The organism is Streptomyces sp. NBC_00448, assembly GCF_036014115.1.
Lineage (GTDB): Bacteria > Actinomycetota > Actinomycetes > Streptomycetales > Streptomycetaceae > Actinacidiphila.
The window spans coordinates 4,577,909-4,600,382 of sequence record NZ_CP107913.1 but is presented as its reverse complement, the minus strand read 5'-3'; the positions used below and the strand labels follow the sequence as shown (position 1 = coordinate 4,600,382).

Annotated in this window: 15 protein-coding genes; 10 read left to right on the top strand and 5 right to left on the bottom strand. The window is 73.0% G+C overall.

Annotated elements, in window-relative coordinates:
• The first annotated feature begins 26 nt into the window (after positions 1-26).
• Positions 27-971 (top strand): SURF1 family protein, encoded by a 945-nt coding sequence (locus OG370_RS19405; RefSeq protein ID WP_328465974.1) that lies wholly within the window; start codon positions 27-29, stop codon positions 969-971.
• On the opposite strand, the gene OG370_RS19400 is transcribed toward OG370_RS19405, so the two are convergent.
• The 4 genes from OG370_RS19400 to OG370_RS19385 all read right to left on the bottom strand — a co-directional run bounded on the left by OG370_RS19400 (position 951) and on the right by OG370_RS19385 (position 5,142).
• A complete protein-coding gene (locus OG370_RS19400; protein ID WP_328465972.1) occupies positions 951-2,795 on the bottom strand; it encodes a S9 family peptidase in 1,845 nt (614 codons plus the stop codon). The two genes, OG370_RS19405 and OG370_RS19400, sit on opposite strands and share 21 nt — an antisense overlap.
• A gap of 155 nt (positions 2,796-2,950) precedes the next feature.
• Positions 2,951-3,460, bottom strand: a complete 510-nt coding sequence (locus OG370_RS19395; protein WP_328465970.1) for a universal stress protein — start codon at positions 3,458-3,460, stop codon at positions 2,951-2,953.
• A gap of 253 nt (positions 3,461-3,713) precedes the next feature.
• Positions 3,714-4,331: a TetR/AcrR family transcriptional regulator gene (locus OG370_RS19390; RefSeq protein WP_328474242.1), complete on the bottom strand. Its 618-nt coding sequence runs from the start codon at positions 4,329-4,331 to the stop codon at positions 3,714-3,716.
• Between the two features lie 58 nt (positions 4,332-4,389).
• Positions 4,390-5,142: a GNAT family N-acetyltransferase gene (locus OG370_RS19385; RefSeq protein ID WP_328465968.1), complete on the bottom strand. Its 753-nt coding sequence runs from the start codon at positions 5,140-5,142 to the stop codon at positions 4,390-4,392.
• A 62-nt stretch (positions 5,143-5,204) separates the two neighbouring features.
• Here OG370_RS19385 and OG370_RS19380 point away from each other — a divergent pair, with 62 nt between their 5' ends.
• From OG370_RS19380 to htpG, 8 genes are all read left to right on the top strand, one after another.
• Positions 5,205-6,209, top strand: coding sequence for an NAD(P)-dependent oxidoreductase (locus OG370_RS19380; RefSeq protein WP_328465966.1), 1,005 nt, complete (start codon positions 5,205-5,207; stop codon positions 6,207-6,209).
• Positions 6,210-6,295: 86 nt separating this feature from the next.
• On the top strand, positions 6,296-6,898 hold the full coding sequence (locus tag OG370_RS19375) for a GNAT family N-acetyltransferase (RefSeq protein WP_328465964.1): 603 nt from the start codon (positions 6,296-6,298) through the stop codon (positions 6,896-6,898).
• Positions 6,899-7,049: 151 nt separating this feature from the next.
• On the top strand, positions 7,050-7,820 hold the full coding sequence (locus OG370_RS19370) for an SAM-dependent methyltransferase (protein ID WP_328465962.1): 771 nt from the start codon (positions 7,050-7,052) through the stop codon (positions 7,818-7,820).
• 165 nt (positions 7,821-7,985) lie between these two features.
• Complete coding sequence (locus OG370_RS19365; protein ID WP_328465960.1) at positions 7,986-11,426, top strand: hypothetical protein; 3,441 nt, start codon at positions 7,986-7,988, stop codon at positions 11,424-11,426.
• A 634-nt stretch (positions 11,427-12,060) separates the two neighbouring features.
• Complete coding sequence (locus OG370_RS19360; protein WP_443060706.1) at positions 12,061-13,176, top strand: DUF1996 domain-containing protein; 1,116 nt, start codon at positions 12,061-12,063, stop codon at positions 13,174-13,176.
• A 340-nt stretch (positions 13,177-13,516) separates the two neighbouring features.
• Positions 13,517-15,274: a discoidin domain-containing protein gene (locus OG370_RS19355; protein ID WP_328465958.1), complete on the top strand. Its 1,758-nt coding sequence runs from the start codon at positions 13,517-13,519 to the stop codon at positions 15,272-15,274.
• Between the two features lie 68 nt (positions 15,275-15,342).
• Positions 15,343-15,798, top strand: coding sequence for a DoxX family protein (locus OG370_RS19350; protein ID WP_328474238.1), 456 nt, complete (start codon positions 15,343-15,345; stop codon positions 15,796-15,798).
• A gap of 144 nt (positions 15,799-15,942) precedes the next feature.
• Positions 15,943-17,901, top strand: a complete 1,959-nt coding sequence (gene htpG, locus OG370_RS19345; RefSeq protein ID WP_328465956.1) for a molecular chaperone HtpG — start codon at positions 15,943-15,945, stop codon at positions 17,899-17,901.
• 32 nt (positions 17,902-17,933) lie between these two features.
• Here the strand turns inward: htpG and OG370_RS19340 are convergent, their stop codons facing one another.
• Positions 17,934-18,944 (bottom strand): ADP-ribosylglycohydrolase family protein, encoded by a 1,011-nt coding sequence (locus OG370_RS19340; RefSeq protein WP_328465954.1) that lies wholly within the window; start codon positions 18,942-18,944, stop codon positions 17,934-17,936.
• 520 nt (positions 18,945-19,464) lie between these two features.
• Between OG370_RS19340 and OG370_RS19335 the strand changes: the two genes are divergently transcribed.
• Complete coding sequence (locus OG370_RS19335; RefSeq protein WP_328474236.1) at positions 19,465-22,443, top strand: DEAD/DEAH box helicase; 2,979 nt, start codon at positions 19,465-19,467, stop codon at positions 22,441-22,443.
• Positions 22,444-22,474: the final 31 nt, after the last annotated feature.

Genomic DNA, 22,474 nt, shown 5'->3' with positions numbered 1-22,474 from the left:
CAGAACCCGCCCCGTAACGTGGTGGCGTGTACCGGTTCCTGCTCACTCCGCGTTGGTTGGCGGTCAGCCTGCTCGCACTGCTGGCCGTTCCGGTCTGCGTGTTCATGGGAAGCTGGCAGCTCAGCCGGTTCGACATGCGGGTCGACCAGCACAAGAGCGCCGAACACGACGAGAAGCGCGTGGCCGCCGCGGCGCCGGTGCCCCTGGCGCGGGTGCTGCCGAAGACGGGCTCCGCGGTCGGGAGCGACGACAGCGGGCGGATCGTCAGCGCCACCGGCCGCTATGACACCGCGCACCAACTCCTCGTCCCGGACCGCCTGCTCGACGGCCACAACGGCTACTACGTGCTCACCCCGCTGCGCCTGTCCGACGGCGCCGCCCTTCCCGTGGTCCGCGGCTGGCTGCCGGGCAAGGCCGCCGACGCCCGCAGCGTGCCCGCCGCGCCCGCCGGGCAGGTGACCGTGACCGGGGCCATGCAGTACCCCGAGACGACCGAGACCAGCGGCGTGGACACGAGCGGTGCGCTGCCCTCCGATCAGATCGGCATCATCAGCGGCGCCTCCCTGGTCAATGTGCTGCCCTATTCCGTCTACAACGGCTGGATCACCGCCAACCACCCCGCGAAGCCGCTGACGGCGGTGCCCCCGGCCGCCCCGCCGAACAGCGGCCTCGACCTCAAGGCGTTCCAGAACCTCGGCTACACCGGGCAGTGGTTCGTCTTCGCGGGCTTCGTCGTCTTCATGTGGTTCCGGTTCGTCCGCCGCGAGGGCGAGGCACGCGCCGACGCGGAGCTCGGCATCCTCCCGGACCAGCCGGACGGACCGGACGGCCCCGGCGGTCCCGGCGGCTCCGGCCGGCCGGGCGGACCCGCCGCCCCCGACCCGCAGGCCGAGGACGGCGAGCCGGGGGAGCGGGACGCCGAGGGCGCCCGGGACACCGTGTCGGTCGGGTCAGCCGCCCACGTGGCGTAGCGCGAAGGCCAGTTCCAGCCGGACCTGCTTGATCCGCTCCTCGACGACCAGCGAGCCGTGCCCCGCGTCGTACCGGTACACCTCGTGCGGCTTGTCGAGGGCGCGCAGCCGCTCCACGTAGTTGTCGATCTGGCGTATCGGGCAGCGCGGGTCGTTCATGCCCGCGCTGATGTAGACGGGGGCCGTGACCTTGTCGACGTAGGTGATCGGCGAGGACGTCTCGTACCGGTCCGGGACCTCCTGCGGGGAGCCGCCGAACAGGGTGCGGTCCAGGGCCTTGAGCGCCTCCATCTCGTCGGCGTACGCGGTCGCGTAGTCCGCGACGGGGACCGCGGCGATGCCGACCGTCCACGCCTCGGGCTGGGTGCCGAGGCCGAGCAGGGTCAGGTAGCCGCCCCAGGAGCCGCCGGTGAGGACCAGCCGGGACGGGTCGGCGAGGCCGGAGCCGATCGCCCACTCCCGCACCGCGGCGATGTCCTCCAGCTCGATCAGGCCGACCCGGTGCTTGAGGGCGTCGGTCCACTCCCGGCCGTAACCGGTGGAGCCGCGGTAGTTGACCCGGACGACCGCGAAGCCGTGGTCGAGCCAGGCCGCGGGGCCCGCGGCGAAGGAGTCCGAGTCGTGCCAGGTGGGGCCGCCGTGGATCTCGAAGACCGTCGGGAACGGCGCGGCCGGCGCGTCGTCGGCACCGGCCGCACGAGGTGGCCGCTGCACCAGTGCGTGGATCGGTCCGCCCGGTCCGTCCACCCACACGTCCTCCACCGGCACCGAGTCCGGGGCGCGCAGCCCCGGTGCCTCCAGGACGACGCCGCCCGCGGTGGAGCGCACCGCCGGAGGCCGCTCGGCAGACGACCACAGGTACTCCACGCTGCCGTCGGGCCGCGCGCTCGCCCCGCCCACGCTGCCGGCCGGGGTGTCCAGCCGGGTCAGCGAGCCGTCCGCCAGGTCGTACCGGAACAGCTCGCCGCGGGCGTGGAAGTCGTGCACCACCAGGAGCGCCGAGCCGTCCGGGTACCACTCGGCGTGTACGTCGCCCGGCAGGTCGAAGGCCAGCTCGGTCTGCTCGCCGCCGGCCACGTCCCACAGCATCGGCAGCCAGCGGTCGGCGCGCTGGTGGCCGACGAGCAGCCGGGTGTCGCCCGGCACCGGGGCGAAGCCGAGGCAGTCCAGGCCCAGCTCGCGCCGGCCGCCGTCGGTGTCGTCCAGCTCCGCGACGGTGCTGCCGTCGGAGACGCGAAGAACCCGCAGCGCGCTGTGCATCGCGTCGCCGTGCTCGGTGTGCTCGACCACGACCAGGGTGCCGTCCTCGGAGAGGTCGCCGACGCCCGCGGACTCCGGGTGACGGTAGATCTCGTACGCCTCGCCGGTCGGGGGCACGACGTGGACGGAGGTGCCTTCGTCGTCGGTGGAGCGGCCGATCACGGCCAGGCCGCCGACGCCCAGCGCGAGGCCCGCCGGGTAGGAGGGGGGAAGGCCGGGCGCGGCCGGTATGTCGTCACCGCCGGCGAACGGCTGCTTCATCCACACGCCGAACTCGTCGCCATCGGTGTCGGAGAACCACCACACCCATGCGCCGTCCCTGCTGAGGGTGCCGTCCGTCGTGCCGTTCGGCCGGTCGGTGACCTGGCGGCGGCCACCGGTGGCACGGTCCCACGCGTACAGTTCGTACGTCCCCGTCACGTTGGACACGAACAGGCTGCGGTCCGGGGCGTCCTCGGCCCACTCCGGCAGCCCCACCCGAGGCGCGCGGAACCGCGTTTCCCACGCCGGCATGGCGCCGGCTTCCGACATGGGTCCGACGGCGGACCCGGTGATCTCGTTCATGACCCCATGATGCTCCGCCGCGCCCACCTTCGGTGCGGCTCCCCGCACAGCCTGTGGATAACTCCGCGACATCGCAGGTCAGAGGCGTGGGGATGAAGAGGCGGGCGGGGGCGGGGTGCCGATCGTATGCCTTCAGTCCGGCCGCCCGCCTGCTCTCAGTCCGCCTGCTGGGCCTCACCGCGGACCACCACGACCGGGCAGGACGCGTGCAGCGTCACGGTGTGGCTGACCGAGCCGAGCAGCGTCGAGCGGAACGTGCCGTGGCCGCGGACGCCGACCACGATGAGCTCCGCCCCCTCGCCGCGGTCGAGGATGACCTGCGCCGGGTTGCCCATCACGGTGACCGGGCTGACGGTGGCGGCGCGGTCCGGCGGCAGGGCCTTCTCCAACGCCTCCCGCAGCGCCTGCGCCGCGGATTCGCCCAGGTCGTAGCCCTCCGGCAGGCCCGGTACCGCGCCGCCCCAGCCGAACGACGCGGGCATCTCCCACGCCGTCACGGCCTCCAGGGACGCCCCGGTCAAGGTGGCCTGGCGGTCGGCCCAGCGCAGCGCGTGCAAGGACGGATCGGAGCCGTCGACGCCGACCACGATCCGGCCGTATTCCGTCGCCGACTCGCTGGTGGGCGCGCTCGTGGCCTCGCTCCGCTCGGCATCCGGCTCCGTCATGGCCTGCTCCTTACGCGCTACGTCCTGCGGCCCGCCGCAAGATCCGCCGCCGGACGTGCTGCCCGGCCTTGCCCTGCCCACGGCAAACCCTAGGGGACGTACTGGGGCATTGCCGTCCGGAAGGGACGCTTCTCGCGGGTGTGGCGGTGCGGGAGCCTCGGGCTACGGCTACGGCTACGGCTACGGCTACGGCTACGGCTACGGCTACGGCTACGGCTGGCACCGCGTCCGCGTACGGGTCCGTGCCCGCGCTTCAGTTCGCGGCGGGGGTGCCCGGAGTGCCCGGAGTGCCCGGAGTGCCGGGCCGCGTGCCCGGCAGGCCCGCGCAACTGTCGAGCAGGGGGCCCAACTCGCGGGCGACCGTGTGCAGGGGCGCGCTGGACTGCTCGGCCCGGGCGATGAGGAGCGCGCCCTCGAGCGTGCTGATCATGAGCGTGGCGAGGGCGGGCGCCTGTGCGTCGGGCACGCCGAGGCCGGCGAGGGCGGCGGCGAGGGGCGCGTTCCAGGTGGCGAAGGCGCCGGCCGCGGCCTTGCGGGTGGACTCGGCGGACTCCGCGCAGTCGACGGTCGCGGCGGCCACCGGGCAGCCGGAACCGTAGCCGGCGGTGTCGTACTCCCGCGTCCACTGCCCGATCATCGCGGTGAACAGCGCGCTCGGCGACGGCTCGGGGAGGGCGGCGAGGAAGCGGTCGATCCGCCCTGCGGCGTACCGGCCGGCCCAGGTCACCGCCTCGTTGACCAACTGCTCCTTGCCGCCCGGGAAGTAGTGCTGGAGGGAGCCGCGCGGTGCGCCCGCGTGGGCGGCCACCTCGCGCATGCCGGTGGCGTTCACGCCGTCGCGGCGGATGAGTTGGGCCGCGCTGAACACCATTCGCTCGCGGGGGCCGTACGTACGCGGCCGCGCGGAGGTGCCGTCGCCGGCGCCCGCCTCACCCGCGGCCCTGTCCGCGCGCGCCACGCCCGTGCTCGCCTGGTCCGCCTTGCCCGCGTCCACCGTTTCCCGCCTCCGTCCTCCGCTCCGGGCCCAGCCTATAGACGCCGGTCAGCGCGTCGATGTCACGCGTCATCCGCACCGGCTGGAGCCGTCGGCCCAGCGCGCCCAACAGCACCCGCCGGCCCGGGAGTACCGACGCCGACACCAGCCGCACACCGCGCGTCCGGGCCCGGTCGAACAGCGCGTCGAGCATGGCCGCCCCCGCGCCGAGCCGCTGCCAGCCGTCCACGACGAGCAGCCCCAACTCGCCGACCGGGCAGGGGTACGCGTCCGGGTCCGCGCCGCCGCGGTCGGCCGCGAGGCTGCCCAGCCCGACCGGACCCGTCCAACCTCCGTGCTCCGCAAGGCCCTCGGGCACTCCAGGGCCCTGCGGGTACGCCACCACCGCGTCGTGCGACTCCGGCCGGCCGGCGAGCATCGCGTCCAGGTACGAGCGGGGCAGTTCCCTCGGCTGTCCGAAGAAGCGCAGCCGGACCGTCTCGGCGGAGCAGCGCGCGAACAGTTCGGCGAGCGCTGCCCCGTCCTGCGGACGTACGGCATCGACCCGCCAGCGCGGCGCGGTCCCGGGTGCGTACGGCCCGGGTGCGTACGGCGCGGGGACTGGCGGTGGCTCGGGCGAGGGCCGTGGTTGGGATTGCGGTCCGGGTTGCTGCCCGGGCTGCGGCGAACCCGTTATGACGGTCGTCATGGTCACCAGTATTATGACCATCGTCATAGATCGCAAGCGAGGGCACGGCGGGGTGGTCCGTAATGAACGCAGGCCGTACTGGCGGTACCGGGCGGGCCGGCGGTGTGGGAGAGGCGCCCGGCGCGGGAGTCGCGGGAGTCGGGGGAGGGGACAGCGGCGCCGGCGCCACCGGGTTCATCGGGCTCGGCGTCATGGGTCAGCCCATGGCGCTGAACCTGGCCAGGGCCGGCGTCCCCCTCGTGGTGTGGAACCGCACCCCCGCCCGCAGCGAGCCGCTGCGCGCGGCCGGCGCGAGCGTCGCGGCGAGCCCGGCGGAGGTCCTCGACCGCTGCCGCACCGTCCTGCTCATGCTCTCCGACGGCGCCGCCATCGACGCCGTGCTCGGCCGCGGCACCCCCGACTTCGCCGCGCGCGTCGCCGGCCGCGTGCTCGTCCACATGGGCACCACCTCGCCGGAGTACTCGCGGGAGCTGGAGGCCGACATCCTTGGGGCGGGCGGCGGTTACGTGGAGGCGCCGGTGTCCGGCTCCCGAGTGCCCGCGCAGGAGGGGCGGTTGGTGGGGATGCTCGCCGGGGAGGAGCGATCCGTCGCCGCCGTGCGGACGTTGATCGAGCCGATGTGCCACGAGGTGTTCGTCTGCGGGGCCGTGCCCGAGGCGCTGCTGACGAAGCTCGCCGTCAACCTCTTCCTGATCACCACCGTCACCGGCCTGGTGGAGTCGTTCCACTTCGCCGAACGGCACGGCCTGGACCGCGACCGCTTCCTCGCCGTGCTCGACGCCGGACCGATGGCCAGCGGGGTGTCCCGGATGAAGGCGCCGAAGCTGCGGGACGGTGACTTCGCCGTCCAGGCAGGGGTGACGGACGTGCTCAAGAACAACGAGCTGATCGCGTCCGCCGCCCGGCAGTCGGGTCTCGCCTCGCCCCTGCTGGACGTCTGCCACAGCCTCTTCGCCGAGACCGTACGGCTCGGCCACGGCGACGCGGACATGGTGGCCGTGCTGCGCGCCATCGAGGCCCGGACCGGGGCGGCCGGCGCCCCTGACCGGTCCGTGCGAACGGTCTAGGCTGCAACCGCCGTACACCCCGGGGGAGTTGCGGCAGCGGAGCGGAAGACCGGCGGGACACGGACGTACGGAAGGCGGAACGCGCGATGGGCGTCGCAATACGGAGGGCCGGGGAGAGCGACCGGGAAGCCGTGGTGAAGCTGCTCGACGAGGGCTTCGCGCAGGACCCGGTCAGCAACTGGGTCTTCCCCGACAAGGAGCACCTGCGCCGCAGCCACGCCGTGCTGATGGGCGCCTTCCTGGAGATCTCGCTCAGCGAGGGCTACACGGACATCACCGAGGACGGCACGGGCTGCGCGCTGTGGGCGCCGGTGCCGGCGGGCGACCACGGCGACCCTGACGACCCGGCACACTTCCGGGAGGCGGTCGACCCGGACAACGAGCGGGTCGAGCAGATCGCCCGGCTCACCTCGGCGACCCACCCCAAGGACCGCGCCCACGAGTACTTGATGATGGTCGCCGTCGCACCGTCCGTACGCGGCCAGGGAGTCGGCGCCGCGCTCATCGCCAACACCCTGGAGCGCTGCGACCGCGAGGGGCTGCCGGCGTACCTGGAGGCGAGCAGCCTGCGCAGCCGCGGGCTGTACGAGCGCCTCGGCTACACCTTCCTCGGCACCCCGGTCGAACTGCCCGGCGGCCCGCACATGTACCCGATGTGGCGCGAGCCGCGACCCACGCAGCGGGATTGAACCGTCCCATGAGGCGGGGCCGGGAACGGTCCGGGGTACGCCCGCGTACGGCCGCTCACCCTTTCGTGCCACCCTTTCGTGGTCCGCCTTTCGCGGTCCACGCCGAAATCCGTTTCCGGTCGGCTGATCCGGCCGCATAGCGTGCCCGCACATGGACGACGACCAGAGCACGCCACCGCGCCTCACCCGCCTCACCTTCCACGGACCGCTCTCCGAAGCCCGGGCGACGAGGATCATCGACCGGCTGGCCGGCACCGCGCCGCCCGGGACGGTGCTCGACATCGGCTGCGGCTGGGGCGCGTTCATGCTGCGCCTGCTCGAAGCCGTGCCCGGCGCGACCGGCATCGGGATCGACCTGAACGCCGAGGACACCGCGCGCGGCCGCGCCGACGCCGAACGCCGCGGTCTGGCCGGACGTGTCGCGTTCGTCGAGGAGTCCGGTGTCGGTACGACGCTGGGCCCGGCCGACCTCGTGGTGTGCCTCGGCGCCGGGCACGCGCTCACCGACCAGAGCCCACCTGACCACATCCGCGCCGCACTTGACGCACTCCGCGGCCTGGTGACCCCGCACGGTCGCGTGCTGTTCGGCGAGGGTTTCTGGGAGCATCCCCCGCCGCCCGAACGCCTCGCCGCCATGTGGCCGGACGCCACCGCCGACGAACTCCCCGACCTCGCGGGCCTGGTGGACCTGGCGGTCGCCGCCGGCTTCCGGCCCTCCTGGATCGAGACCGCCTCCGCCGCCGAGTGGGAGGACTTCGAATCCGGCTACCAGTCCGACGTCGAGGACTGGCTCGCCGCCCACCCCGGCCACCAACTTGCCGAGGAGACCCGCACCCGTCTCGACACCCACCGCGCCACCTGGCTGCGCGGCTACCGCGGCCACCTCGGCATGGCGTACCTCACCCTCACCCCGGTCCTCTGAGTCCTGTCCCTCTGAGGTCCGGCCCGCTGGGCCCCGCCCCGTCGGACCTGGTCAGCCGCACCCGGCCGCCCCGGGACCGGCCCCCGTTCAGGCACCTCGCCCGCCATCCGTACCCGCGGGCGAAAACCTGTACGAAACCCCGTACCGGAGTTGCAGGATGGGGGCATGCCGAACGCTCCCGCCCGGCCGGTACGCGCCGCCGTCGACGAACTGCTCGCCACGCTCGACCCGTTGCCGTACGGCGAGCGCACGCGGGAGCTGGCCGCGTGGGTACGACGGCCGCGACCGGGCTCGGACCCGGCCCGGACGTCCGATCTGCGCGCCGTGCTGGCCGAGTTGGACAGCCGGGGCCACTACGGGCGCCGGCTCGCCGGAGTCGCGGCGGTGATCGGGCAGGACGTGGGATTCCTGGCGGCCCGTCTCACCGACCCGGACGCGGCGGTGCGCAGGCACGCGGTGAAGGCGGCGCGCCGCCTGCCGGTGAGCGACGCGGCTCTGGAACGGGCGATGCACGACGCCCCCCAGATCGCACGACGGCAGCTCGCCTCGGTGGTGGTGGCGAGCGGCCGGACCGCCCTCGCCGAGCGTCTGCTGCCGTCGGTAAGGGAGTTGTGGGGCGACGAGGAGTCCGGACGGCTGCTTCCCGGCTGCGCGCCCGCGACGGTGGCGCGGCTGCTGCCCGAGCTCTTCCCCGCCGTGGCGAACTGGCGCGCGCTCGGACGCAGCCACCCCGACCAGGTGCTGGCCGAGGTCGCCCGCCAACTCGCCGAGCTGCCAAGGCAGTCCCGCACGCAGTGGTGGGCGCGCAACGCCGACGTCCTCCCGGCGGTGGCCGAGGCCCGGCCGCTGCGCGTCCTCGACCTGCTGGAAGCGCACTGCCCGCCCCAACTTCCCTTCCCGGTCCGGAACATCCTCGGGCGGCTGGCCAGGGCGGCGCCCGGCCGCACCCTCCGGCTGATCACCGCACCCCGGCGCGGCACCATCCCCGCCCGTGACCTGCTCTCCAGCACTGCCCTGGCCCGCGTCGCCCGGCTCGACCCGCCCGAACTGGCCGACCTCGGCCGGGCCTGGAGCCACACCCCCGGCAACCTCGCCCTGCTGCTGCACGCCCTGCCGCCGTCCCGGCGGGAAGCCTGCTACGACGCCGCCACCGCCGGCCAGGACCTCACCCGAACCGGCCTGTCCGACGCCCTGCTCGACGTACTTCCACGCCGCCGCGCCCAGTCCGAGGCGCGGCGGATGGCCGAACAGCTCGAACGGCGCGGGGCGCCCTGGGCCGTCGTGCTGTCCGTCGTCACCCACCTGCCGGTCGCCGAGGCCCGTCCTCGGCTGCTGGCCGCCACCCGCCGCCCCGCGGCCGAGGACCGCGCCCAGGCGTACCCGCTGCTGGTGCGGAACGCCGCCAGGTCGGCCGACCCCACGGCCGTCGCCGAACTCGTTCGCGAACTGGGGCGGTTGCGCAACGAGCAGGAACCGGTGCGCACTCCCGCGCTCGTCGCGCTCGCCGAGGTCCCGCCGCGGCTGTTCTCGGGCGCGGACGCGGCCGCCCTCGACCGGATCACGGCCGACGCCGTGACGGCCCGCGACAGTTCGGCCGGCACCCGAGGTGCGCTGTCCCGGCTGGCCCTCGCCTTGCTGCGGGAGCACGCGGCCGGCGGCGAACAGCCCCTGGTCGCCTTCGCGTTGACGACCCTCACCCGGCTGGCGGGCGACACCGGCGGCGCCGACCTGGGCCGGCTGGACTCCGTGCTGCGCCGCGGGCAGGAGTTCCAGGTCTTCGAGGCGCTGCGGCCGTGGCTGGCGGCCGGCGCGGACAAGGTCGACCACTCGCTGACCTTCGCGCTGGCGCGGGCGCTCGGCCGCCGGGCCCACCGCATGCCGGAGCTGCAGGAACTCCTGTGGCAGGCAGTGCAGTTCGGGAACGACTCCACGGTGCGCACCGCCGTCGACCTGTGGCTGGACGCCCCCAGGACCAGGAGCGAGCGGGCCGTCCGGGTGCTGGAACTCGAACCCTCGGCCGCCGTTCTCCACCCGATCCTGCGCGTCCTCACCCACCGCCGCACCGACCTGCTCGACGCGCTCCTGGGCGACCGGCCGCCGTACGGGCGCTTCCTCACCCCCGGTGCGCGCTGGTTGCCGCCGACCGACGGCGCGGGCAGGTGGCTGCCGCGCCAGCAGGCCGCCGCGGCGGGCCTGTTGGCGAAGGCGGCGGCCGACGCCTCGCTGCCACCGCACGAACGGGCCGACCACATCCGCCTCGTGGCCTCACTCCCTGAAGTCGGGCTGCAGGTCGTCAGCCGCTACCTCGATTCCACCGACACCGTCCTCGCCGAGGCCGCACTCGGAGCACTCGGCTGGACCGACCGGCCCGCCGAAGCGCTCCCGATCCTGCTCGCGCACGCAGCCGACGACCGCGCCCGGGTCGCGCTGTACTCCGCCGGGCGCGCCGCGCGGTTCGTCACCCCCTCCGGACTGGAAGCCGTCCTGCGTGCCGCGCTGTTGCCCGCGGTCGACGGAACGCCCCCACCCGCGGCCAAGGTCACCAGCCGCAAGGAACTGGTCCGGCTGGCCGCCGATCGCCTGCCGGTCGGCACCGCCGTCGCCGTCGTGGGCGCGGCCTACCACCTGCCCGGGCAGCACCCGGACGTACGGGCCGCCTGCGTGCCCCTCGCGGCGACGCGGCTGCTGCGCTCCCCGGTCGCCTGGGAGTTGCTCGAAGACGCCGCCGCCGGTCCGCCCGCCACCCAGGCCGCAGTCCTGCGCACCAAGCCCTTCGAGCTGCTGTCCGGCGAACGCGCCCACTACGCGCGGCTGGTGGCGCGGGTACGGGAGTCCGCCGACGCGGAGACCGCCGACACCGCGACCGGCCTGATCGGCACATGGGCGCCGTGGTACCCCGAGGCCGCTCCGATCCTGGTCGCGGCGACGACCGACCTCACCAACCGAACGACCTGGCGCGCCGCCTCCGACGGGCTCGTCGCGCTCGCCTCCGACCCGGGCGGCGCGCCCGCGCTGCTGGACGCCTTCACCCGCCTCATCGCCGACGACGGGCACGCCGCGGAACGGGAAGAGGACGCGGCGGGCGAACGGGACCGGCCGGCCCGGCAGCGGATCGGCCACCTGACCACGCGGCTGTCGACGAACGTGCTGGGCCGCGGCGACCCGGCCACCCGCGCCGCGGCCCGGCGTGCCGCCGAAATACTCTGCGCGGAACCGGACTTCGTGGCGTTCGGCGTGCGGCTCGCCGCCGTCTCGCTCGACCTCGACGCCGAGCCGCCGGCCGCTGTGATCGGCGCGCTGGAAGACCTCGCGGCACTGCACGCCCGCCGCCCGGTGCTGGCCGTGCGCACCGCGGGCGTCCTGCGCGCCCGCCTCACCACAGCCCGGCGCCCTGGCGACCCGCTCACCCTGCTGGCCGCGGTGGACCGGCTCGCCGCCGCCGAATCCGGGCATGCGGCAGGGCAGTTCGCCGTGGCGCTCACCGAGGCGCTCGGTGGGCGTACCGGCTGGACCGACGACTGGCGCACCCGCCTGCGTGCGCTCCGCCGCCACCCCGACCCCGAAGTACGGGACGCCGCCTTGGCGGTGACCACCGCGGTGGAGTAGCGCGCGGCGCGGTCGTATGCGATCCGGCGCTTCCACGCGAAGGATCGCCGGGCGCCTCTTCCGCGCGAAACGGCCGGCGTACGCACACGCGCCCGTGGCGCGGCCCTCTCGGCGGGGCGGGCGCGCGGTACCTCTCCAACGCCGCCCCGGGGTGCGCCCGTTCACGGCCGGGCGTCCTATCGTTCGTTGGTGGCCGGCCGTCAGCCGCTCAGGGCTCGACCGCGCGCCCTCTCACCGCCCGGAGGCGGCGTCTCCGGGCCCGTCCCGCCCGCCTCGGCGCCCCAACTCCACGCCCCGGCAACACCTTCCGTCCCACGGCCACCAAGTACCGGAACCACGTCGGGCATCGGGTCGTTCACCTTGTCTTCACATTCTTCACGGAATCACCATGACCTGTGAAGCACCAGGCCAGCCCGGTTCCGGCGCCCTTGCACGGAGGTCCGCCGTCCTGCGCCCACTTCAAGAACTGTTGACACTCCTGAACCAGGAGCGCAACATGCCGTGACGCGGGAGAGCGCTCTCCGAACTCTCCGCGGCCTGGCGGCCGAACCGCGTGCGCCCCGGAAGCGGAACCCCGGAGGCGGAACGGCCGCCATGCGATATTCGCCGGAGCCACGAGAACGAGGAGGTCTCCGTGGCACACAGGTCGAGAAAACTTCCAGGGCTGCTCATCGCCCTCGCGCTGACCGCGGTCGGCGGCGCGGTGGCACTCACCGGAAACGCTTCCGCCGCACCGTCGTCGCACGGCACGGCGAGTGCCGCGCACGCGGTTTCGGCCAAGCAGGGCAGTCAGGCGATGCCGATGAACATGCCGGTGTCGACCAAGACGTCGGGTGACGACCCCGACGGCGACGGCTACATCATGGCCGACCCGCCGGTCACCGGCGTGACGCCGTCGACGTACGACCCGCCGCACGCGTACTTCCACGAGTTCCAGGCGAAGTGCGCGCCGTCCCACACGCTGCCGGACGACCCGATCGTCTTCCCCGGTCAGCCGGGCAAGTCGCACGACCACACGTTCATGGGCAACGTCAGCACCAACGCCGACTCGACCACCGCGTCCCTGGACGCGGCGAGCGGGACGACGTGCAACGCGCCCGGCGACAAGTCGGCGTACTGGATGCCGAGTCTGTTCAACGGCGACCAGAAGATCCTGCCGATCGGCCCGCAGACGATCTACTACAAGTCGGGCGTGAACGACTACACCAGCGTCCGGCCGTTCCCCAAGGGGCTGCGGTTCGTGGTCGGCAACCCGATGCAGACCGAGGACCAGTTCAAGAACCTCAAGGGCACGGTGGAGGGTTGGGAGTGCGGGGACAGCTACGGGAACTTCGACATCCCGGTCTCCTGCCCCGACACCCCTGACGTGCAGCTGAACATCCGCTTGCAGGCGCCGAGCTGCTGGGACGGCATCCACCTGGACACGCCGGACCACCAGAGCCACATGGCGTATCCGATCGCGACGGGCGACAACGAGAACGTCTGCCCGGCCGACCACCCGGTCGCGCTGCCGATGATCGAGTTCAAGATGGCGTTCCCGGTCAACGGCGACATGTCCCAGGTCCACCTGTCCAGTGGAGCCGGCTTCTCGTTCCACTACGACTTCTTCGCGGACTGGGACGACGCGACGCTGTCCGCCATGGTCACCCACTGCATCAACGGCGGCCTCCAGTGCGACGACCACGGCTATGACCAGAGCCAGCCCGACAAGGGCGCCGTGCTCGACAGCAACTACGAGTTGATCCAGTAACCCGTCCGCGGGTCTCTCCCGGGCGGGTCTCTTCGGACCCCCCGGGAGAGCGCTCTCCAAGTTCCAGCCTGTCCCCCCAACACCACAGGTGATCTATGCACACCCCCGCACTTCCCTCGCATCAACCCCCCACGTTCCTCGACCCGCCCGCTCCTCCTCCTCGACCTCCTCGGGCTTCGCCCGTCTCCTCCCGGCTGTCGCGCCGTACTGCGCTCGCCGGCGCCGGGCCGTTCGACCACGTCGTCAACACGACCGGCCATCCCGTCAACAGCACTGCATCTGACGTCACTTACCTCGTGAGCCACCCGTGACCGGGCCCATCCGCACCAAGGAGGAAGACATGCAGCGACCTTTCAGGAAGGGACGGGCGCGTCGCGCCGTCGCTCCACTCGCGGCGACCGCTCTCGCCGTCGCGGGACTCGCCGCGATCCAGGCGCCGGCCGCGCACGCCGCGGGAAGCGTGGTCAAGGTGACCGGCTCGCAGGGTAATTGGCAGCTCACCGTGGATGGCGCCCCTTACGAGGTGAAGGGACTCACCTGGGGGCCGGCGGCGACCGACGCGGCACAGGACATGCCGGACCTGGCCAAGATGGGCGTCAACACGGTCCGCACCTGGGGCACCGACGCGACCAGCGCTCCGCTGTTCGACGCGGCGGCGGCCAACGGCATCAAGGTGATCGCCGGGTTCTGGCTCCAGCCCGGCGGCGGCCCCGGCGCCGGCGGCTGCGTCAACTACCTGACCGACGACACCTACAAGAACGACATGCTCACCGAGTTCCCCAAGTGGGTGGAGACCTACAAGGACAACCCAGGCGTGCTGATGTGGGACGTCGGCAACGAGTCGGTGCTCGGGCTCCAGAACTGCTACAGCGGCGACGCGTTGGAACAGCAGCGCGACGCGTACGTCACCTTCGTCAACCAGATCGCGCAGAAGATCCACTCCGTCGACCCGAACCACCCGGTGACGTCCACCGACGCGTGGACCGGCGCCTGGCCGTACTACAAGCGGGACGCGCCGGACCTCGACCTGTACGCGGTCAACTCCTACAAGGACGTCTGCAACGTCAAGTCGGACTGGGAGGCGGGCGGTTACAACAAGCCGTACATCGTCACCGAAGGCGGCCCGGCCGGGTCATGGGAGGTGCCCAACGACGCCAACGGCGTGCCCGACGAGCCGACCGACCAGCAGAAGGCCGATGGCTACACGAGCGCCTGGAACTGCATCACCAGCCACCAGGGCGTCGCGCTCGGCGCCACCCTCTTCCACTACGGCAACGAGGACGACTTCGGCGGCATCTGGTTCAACCTGGTGCCCGACGGCCTCAAGCGCCCCTCGTACTACGCCGTGAAGCGGGCGTACGGCGGTGACACCTCGGGCGACAACCAGCCCCCGCTGGTCACCGACATGACGGTCAGCGGCGCCACCGACGGCGTGCCCACCGGCGGGAACGTGACCATCACCACCCACACCACGGACCCCGAGAACGACCCGATCAGCTACCAGGTGCTCTACAGCAGCATCTACGTCGACAACAACGGCGCGCTCACCCCGGCCGACTCCACCGTCAACGGCGACACCATCACCACGAAGGCGCCCGACAAGCCGGGTGTCTGGAAGGTGTACGTCAAGGCCACCGACAACCACGGCAACGTGAGCTACGGCTCGAAGTCGCTGAAGGTGGTGCCCCCGAAGGTGGACGGCACCAACGTGGCGCTCAACAAGCCCGCCACGGCGTCCTCGTACCAGACCGACCCGACCGGCGGCTGCCCGTGCACCGCGGGCGACGCGGTGGACGGCAACAACGGCACCCGCTGGTCGAGCGACTGGAGCGACCCGCAGTGGCTCCAGGTCGACCTCGGCCGGAGCACCACGTTCAAGCACGTACAGCTCTACTGGGAGGCGGCGTACGGCAAGGCGTACGACATCCAGACGTCGGAGGACGGCACCAACTGGACGACGGTGAAGTCCGTCACCGACGGGGACGGCAACGTCGATGACATCGACGTGAACGGCACCGGCCGGTACGTCCGGGTCCAGGGCACGCAGCGCGGCACCGGATACGGCTACTCGCTCTACGAGTTCGGGATCTACACGTGAGCCGGGCCCGGTCCGCGGCCGCCCGTGAACCGAGCGCGACCTCGGCTGCGGCCTCGGCCACGGCTCCGGTGTCGGGGCCGGTCGCCCGGCTCGACGAGGCTCGGCCGTACGCGCTCAGTCTGTTCCGTGCCGTGGTCGGACTGCTCTTCCTCTGCCACGGTGTCGCGTCGCTGTTCGGGACGCTCGGCGCCCACCGGATCGCCGCGGACAGCTGGCCGGGCGGCTACGCGGCCGTCATCCAACTCGTCGGCGGAGCATTGGTCCTGACCGGCCTGGCGACCCGCGTCGCGGCCCTGGTCGGCTCCGGCTCCATGGCCTTCGCCTACTTCGACATCCACCAGCACCACGCACTGCTCCCGATCCAGAACGGCGGCGAACCGGCGGTCCTGTTCTGCTGGACCCTTCTGCTCATCGTGTTCGCCGGCCCCGGCCCCCTGTCCCTCGACCACTACCTCGCCCTCGCCCTCCCCGGAGGTGCACCGGCAACCACCAAGCGGCGGGCCCAGATCGGCGCCCGCGCCTGACCGGTGGTCCGGCCCGACCGACGGCCCCGCAGGCACCCGGCCTGCGGGGCTGTTGTCCGGACCGCGGGCTGCGGGCGGAGCGGCTGATCTAAAGTGCTTCGGTCAGTACCCGTCACCCGGTGATCTGCGAAGGACCAACGGACAATGTCGACAGAGACGTTCGAGTTCCAGGTGGAAGCGCGCCAGCTTCTCCAGTTGATGATCCACTCGATCTACTCCAACAAGGACGTGTTCCTGCGGGAACTCGTCTCCAACGCCTCCGACGCGCTCGACAAGCTGCGGCTCGAAGCGCTCCGCGACGACTCCCTCGGCGTGGACGTCTCCGACCTGCACATCGCCCTCGAAGCCGACCCGACGGCCCGCACGCTGACCGTGCGGGACAACGGCATCGGGATGTCGCGCGACGAGGTGGTCCAACTCATCGGCACCATCGCGAACTCGGGGACCGCGAAGTTCCTGCGGGAGCTGAAGGACGCCCAGGACACCACCGCGACGGAGGGCCTGATCGGCCAGTTCGGCGTCGGCTTCTACGCCAGCTTCATGGTGGCCGACGGGGTGACGCTGCTGACCCGGCGGGCGGGCGAGAGCCAGGGCACCCGCTGGACGTCGAACGGCGAGGGCACGTACACCGTGGAGAGCGTCGACGACGCGCCGCAGGGCACCTCGATCCTGCTGCGGCTCAAGCCGGAGGACTCCGAGGACCAGCTGCACGACTACACCTCGACGTGGAAGATCCGCGAAATCGTCAAGCGGTACTCGGACTTCATCACCTGGCCGATCAGGATGGCCGTGCCGCAGGTGCCGTCCGCGGCCGAGACGGATGCCGAGGGCGGCGACGCGGAGGCCGGCGCGGAGGGCGACGTCGTGCAAGCGGCCGCGCCCGAGGTGCTCAACTCGATGAAGGCGCTGTGGGCCCGCTCGCGCGACGAGGTCACCGACGACGAGTACCACGAGCTGTACAAGCACATCAGCCACGACTGGACCGACCCGCTGGAGGTCATCCGCCTCCAGGCGGAGGGCACTTTCGAGTACCAGGCGCTGCTGTTCATTCCCGCGCACGCCCCGCAGGACCTCTTCATGCAGGGCTACCAGCGCGGTGTGCAGCTCTACGTGAAGCGCGTGTTCATCATGGACGACTGCGAAGAGCTCATGCCGCCGTATCTGCGGTTCGTCAAGGGCGTCGTGGACGCGCAGGACCTGTCGCTCAACGTGTCGCGCGAGATCCTCCAGCAGGACCGCCAGATCCAGTTGATCCACCGCCGCCTGGCCAAGAAGGTGCTGTCGACGGTGAAGGACATGATGTCCTCCTCGCCGGAGCGGTACGCCACCTTCTGGCGGGAGTTCGGGCGCGTGCTGAAGGAGGGGCTGCTCGGCGACGTCGAGAACCGCGACGCGATCCTCGGCGCGTCCTCCTTCGCCACGACCCACGACAAGGACCAACCGACCACCCTGGCGCAGTACGTGGAGCGCATGAGGGACGGCCAGGAGCACATCTTCTACGTGACCGGCGAGTCCCGGCAGGCCGTCGAGAACTCGCCCCACATGGAGGCCTTCCAGGCCAAGGGGATCGAAGTGCTGCTGCTCACCGACCCCGTCGACGAGGTGTGGGTGGACTCCGTGCCCGAGTTCGACGGGCGGCAGTTCCGCTCGGTCGCCAAGGGCGAGGTCGACCTCGGCACCGACGAGGAGAAGGCGGAGGCCGGCACCGAACGCGAGAAGCAGCAGGAGGAGTTCGCCGGCCTGCTCACCTGGATGACGGCCCAACTCGCCGCCGAGGTCAAGGAAGTACGGCTCTCCTCCCGCCTCACCGTCTCGCCCGCCTGCATCGTCTCCGACACCAACGACGTGACACCGGCCCTGGAGAACATCTACCGGGCCATGGGACAGGAGCTGCCCCGCGTCAAGCGCATCCTCGAACTCAACGCGAAGCACCCCCTGGTCGTCGGCCTCAACCGGGCGCACGGTGAACGCCAGAACGACCCCGCACTCCAGGAGACGGCCGAACTCGTCCACTCCATGGCGCTGCTGGCCGAGGGCGGCGAACTCGGCGACCCCGCGCGCTTCGTGAAGCTGATGGCCGAGCGCCTCGAGCGCAGCCTGTAGAACCGGCCGCCAGGGCGCCGCTCACCGTCGGGTCAGACGTCCCAGGCGGCGCCCAGGGCCAGCAGTCGTTCACGGTATTCGATGGCGTCCACCCACGGTGCCGGCCAGGCACCGGCGCCGTGGTGGGCGCCGGCGAACGCCCCGGCCAGAGCGGCGATCGAGTCGGAGTCGCCGGAGGAGTACGCGGCCCGCCGGACCGCCGCGGGCGGGTCGTCGGGGAACAGCAGGAAGCAGTACAGCGCGGTGGCGAGCGCCTCCTCGGCGATCCACCCGGCCCCGGTGGCCGCGCACGGATCGGCCTCGGGATCGGGGGAGCGCAGAGCACGCTCGACGCGGTCCAGTACGGCCAGGCACTCGTCCCAGCCGCGGTTCGCGAAGGACACGGGGTCGGCGTCGTGCGCGCGGTCGGCGAGGTCGCCGAGCCAGTCGGCGGGGTAGTGGCCGCGGCTGTCATGGGCGTATGCGCCTAGCTCGGACAGCAGTTCGGCGGGCTGTGTGCCCTCGGCGAGCAGCCGGACGGCGTGCGCGGTCAGGTCGCTCGCGGCCAGCGCGGTCGGATGGCCGTGGGTGAGCGCGGACTGCAACTGAGAAGCGCCGGAGCGCTGTTGGCGGTCCAGCCCCGGGATCAGGCCCAGCGGCGCGACCCGCATGTTCGCCCCGCACCCCTTGGAGCCGATCTCGCTGGCGGCCTGCCAGGTGCCGCCCCGGCTCAGCGCCTCGCAGGCGCGCAGGCATGTCGTGCCCGGCGCGCGGTTGTTCTCCGGCGAGAAGCACCACTCGACGAAGCGCGCCCGAACCGGCGGCACCAACCTGGCCGCCGTCAGCGGCCCTTCGGCCAGCGCTTCGACCATCCCCTCGCCGAGGGCGAGCGTCATCTGCGTGTCGTCGGTGACGTAGGCCCGACCCGAGGAGAGCGGCAGCGGCATCGTGCGCCAAGGGCCGCACTTCGCCACGATCTGCGCCATCGTGTTGAACTCCGTCGGAAAGCCCATGGCGTCCCCGACCGCCAGACCTATCAACGTTCCTGTCGCCGCCTGCTTCACGCGGCCCCCTCCCTGACTGTGCCTGCTCTCAGGTGTACCGCATGCGGGGTGGTGCGGGGCTGGTGAGGGGTGCGAGGCCGAGGTGCGAGAGGTGGGGGCGGCCACGCGGGGCGTACGGGAGGCGAGTGTGGGCGGCGCGTACGGGCCTCGGGGCGGTCCGGAAGCACGGCCGGTACGGGGTACGGGCTGCGGACTGCGGGGCTGCTACGGGCGCGGGCTGTACGGAGCTCGCGGGATGCCGCTGCGGCAGGGGTGTCCGTGCTGGTGGATAGCCTGGACGTGCGGGGATGGGGACGGCGGTGTGCCGGCCGCGGGTGGGGGCGTCGGGTGGAGATCAGGTAGGCGAGGGGACGGGCGGGCTTCGAGGGTGGTGCGAGTGGCAGGGCGTTGGGCGGTGGGCGTGGACGCGGGCGCGGGCGCCCCCGCGGGGCCGGCCGGTGCCGAGGAGGTGGCCGAGCCGGTCGCGGTGGAGCGCGCGCGGCTGTTCGGGGCGCTGCCGGAACTGGCCGCAGGGGAGGCGATGTTCCTTCCCGCCGATCCGCCCCGGCGGGGGCGCGTGGCGTTCTGGACGCCGGGCGGTGGGCCGCCGGATCTGGGGGTCGAGCCGGAGTGGCTCACGGTGGTCCGACCGGCGGGGGAGCCCGGGAGCGCGGAGCCGGCGCCGGCGGTGCGGGCGGGTGCCGTGAGCGTGACGGTGGCAGACGCCGTACCGCTGCTGACCCGTTGCCGGGCGCTGGGCGCGAGCGGGCGGGCGTCGGCGGGCATGGCGTTCTGGGGGGCCGCGGCCACGCTGGGACTGAGCCTGCTGGCGCGGGGGCGATCGCGGTCGGAGCAGTCGCCGGCGGGCTTCGATGTGTGGCGGGTCGGCCCGCTGGACGGCGCGGACGAGGACCGGTTGGGTGCCCTCGCCGCCGCCATGCCGCCCGAGGCCCGCGCCGTACCGGTGTCGGGCCGCTCGCCGCTCGCGCTTCCGTCGGCCGACGCGACGCTGCGGGCGTTCCTGGACGCCGTGGCCGATGCGCTGACGCGTACGCCGGCTGCTCGGCACGTGGCCGGCGGGTCGCCGATCGCGGCGGCCGCGCCTTGGCGGAAGGCGCGCCCGGCGCCGGAGCGGCGCGCCTCGGCCGTAGAGGAGGCGAAGGTCGCCGGGGCGGCGGCTGTTGAGGGCCGGGAGGCCGACGGGGCTGCCGCCGCTCGCGAGGCGGCCCTTCGGGTGTCGCTGCGGCTGGAGGTGGTCGGTGGCGGCCTCTCCGGCGAGAGTCCGAGCGGCCAAGAGCTGCTGCATACAGGCGGGTTGGGCAAGGGCGGGGCCTCGGGACGAGTCGAGGACGACGACGGGCCCGGCGCCGGCTCCTTCCGGGCCGTCGTCCAACTGCACAGCCTGGCCGACCCGTCGGTGCTCACCGACGCCGCCGACCTCTGGGCGGGGACGGCCGCGGCACCCGAGCTCTTCGGCGTGCGGGCCCGGGCGGACACCCGGCTCGCGCTGCGGCGCGCGGCGCGCGTATGGCCGCCGCTCGCAGGGCTGTCGGGGTCCACCGCCCCCACCGGACTCGACCTGTCCGACGACGAGGCCCGCGACCTGCTGGGCCGTACCGCCGAGCGTCTCGCGGCAGCGGGCGTGGCGGTGCACTGGCCCGGGGACCTGGTCCGCCGGCTGACGGCGACGGGCGTCCTGGAGCCGTCCGGCGACCGCCGCCGGAGCACGACGACCGGGGCCGCGTCCTTCCTGTCCTCCGGCGGGCTGCTGGACTTCCGCTGGCGGGTTGCCCTCGGGGGCGAGGAACTGACCGCGGACGAGGTGGAGCGGCTGGTCCGCGCGCACCGTCCGGTCGTTCGGCTGCGCGGTCAATGGGTTGTGGTGGACGGGGAGTTGGTGCGGCGTCTGCGGACGGCGGCCCGGGCCGGGGCGCCGTCGCTGACGCCGATCGAGGCGTTGGGCGCGGCGCTGACCGGCAGCGTCGAGGTGGACGGGGAGCGGGTCCCGGTCGCCGCGGGTGCCCTGCTGGAAGAGCTGCGCGCGCGAATCGCCGACCCCGAGGCCCGCGCCGCGCGGGAGCCGCACCGCCCGCCGAAGGCGCTCGTGGCGACCTTGCGCGACTACCAACTGCGCGGCCTGAACTGGCTGCACCGGATGACCTCGCTCGGTCTTGGCGCGTGCCTGGCGGACGACATGGGCCTGGGCAAGACCGTGACGCTGATCGCCCTCCACCTGCGCCGCCAGGAGCGCAAGGCCACCGCGGGCCCCACCCTGGTGGTCTGCCCGGCGTCCCTGCTCGGCAACTGGGAACGGGAGATCCGCCGGTTCGCGCCGACCGCGCCCGTACGCCGCTTCCACGGCCCCGGCCGCGAACTGGCCGGTCTCGAAGGCGACGCTTTCGTGCTGACCACGTACGGCACGATGCGCCGCGACGTCGAACTCCTATCTGAGCGGCCCTGGTCACTGCTGGTCGCCGACGAGGCCCAGCACGTGAAGAACCCGCACGCGCACACCGCCCGCGCGCTGCGCCGCATTCCGTCGCGCGGCCGGGTCGCGCTGACCGGCACCCCGGTCGAGAACAACCTGTCCGAGCTGTGGGCACTGCTCGACTGGACCACGCCCGGACTGCTGGGCACCCTCGGCTCGTTCCGCGACCGCTACGCCAGGGCCGTCGAGGGCGACCACGATGCGCAGGCCGCCGCCCAACTGGCCTCGCTCGTAAGACCGTTCCTGCTCCGACGGCGCAAGTCCGATCCCGGTATCGCTCCGGAGCTGCCGCCGAAGACCGAGACGGACCAGCCGGTGTCGCTCACGAGGGAACAGGTCGCGCTGTACGGCTCCCTGGTGCGGGAGTTGATGGCCGAGATCGAGGGCGCCGACGGCATGGCCCGGCGCGGACTGGTGATGAAGCTCCTCACCGGTCTGAAGCAGGTGTGCAACCACCCGGCGCAGTACCTGAAGGAGCAGGAGGGCGCGAAATTGCCCGGCCGGTCAGGCAAGTTGGCGCTGCTGGACGAACTCCTGGACACCGTGCTCGCCGAGGACGGGTCGGTACTGGTCTTCACGCAGTACGTGGCCATGGCCCGGCTGATCGAGCGCCATCTCGACCAACGCGGCGTGCCGAGCCTGCTCCTGCACGGCGGCACCTCGGTCCGACGGCGTGAGCAGATGGTGGACGCCTTCCAGTCGGGCGGCACGAAGGTCTTCCTGCTGTCCCTGAAGGCCGCCGGCACGGGTCTGAACCTCACCCGCGCCGGGCACGTCGTCCACTACGACCGCTGGTGGAACCCGGCGGTGGAGGACCAGGCCACCGACCGCGCCTACCGGATCGGGCAGACCCAGCCGGTTCAGGTGCACAAGCTGGTCGCCGAGGGCACGGTGGAGGAGCGGGTGGCCGGACTGCTGCGGCAGAAGCGTGCACTCGCCGACGCCGTACTGGGATCGGGCGAGGCGGCGTTCAGCGAGCTGAGCGACGGCGAGCTGGCCGAACTGGTGGCTCTGCGCGGTCGGCGGGCATGACCTGCCGCGCCAGGCTGACGCGTCGAACGGG

Excerpts from the sequence above, each read along its gene's own strand:
- OG370_RS19400 (WP_328465972.1), bottom strand. The coding sequence starts at position 2,795 with ATGAACGAGATCACCGGGTCCGCCGTCGGACCCATGTCGGAAGCCGGC.
- OG370_RS19395 (WP_328465970.1), bottom strand. The coding sequence starts at position 3,460 with ATGACGGAGCCGGATGCCGAGCGGAGCGAGGCCACGAGCGCGCCCACC.
- OG370_RS19390 (WP_328474242.1), bottom strand. The coding sequence starts at position 4,331 with ATGGTGTTCAGCGCGGCCCAACTCATCCGCCGCGACGGCGTGAACGCC.
- OG370_RS19385 (WP_328465968.1), bottom strand. The coding sequence starts at position 5,142 with ATGACGACCGTCATAACGGGTTCGCCGCAGCCCGGGCAGCAACCCGGA.
- OG370_RS19380 (WP_328465966.1), top strand. The coding sequence starts at position 5,205 with ATGAACGCAGGCCGTACTGGCGGTACCGGGCGGGCCGGCGGTGTGGGA.
- OG370_RS19375 (WP_328465964.1), top strand. The coding sequence starts at position 6,296 with ATGGGCGTCGCAATACGGAGGGCCGGGGAGAGCGACCGGGAAGCCGTG.
- OG370_RS19370 (WP_328465962.1), top strand. The coding sequence starts at position 7,050 with ATGGACGACGACCAGAGCACGCCACCGCGCCTCACCCGCCTCACCTTC.
- OG370_RS19365 (WP_328465960.1), top strand. The coding sequence starts at position 7,986 with ATGCCGAACGCTCCCGCCCGGCCGGTACGCGCCGCCGTCGACGAACTG.
- OG370_RS19355 (WP_328465958.1), top strand. The coding sequence starts at position 13,517 with ATGCAGCGACCTTTCAGGAAGGGACGGGCGCGTCGCGCCGTCGCTCCA.
- htpG (WP_328465956.1), top strand. The coding sequence starts at position 15,943 with ATGTCGACAGAGACGTTCGAGTTCCAGGTGGAAGCGCGCCAGCTTCTC.
- OG370_RS19335 (WP_328474236.1), top strand. The coding sequence starts at position 19,465 with ATGTTCCTTCCCGCCGATCCGCCCCGGCGGGGGCGCGTGGCGTTCTGG.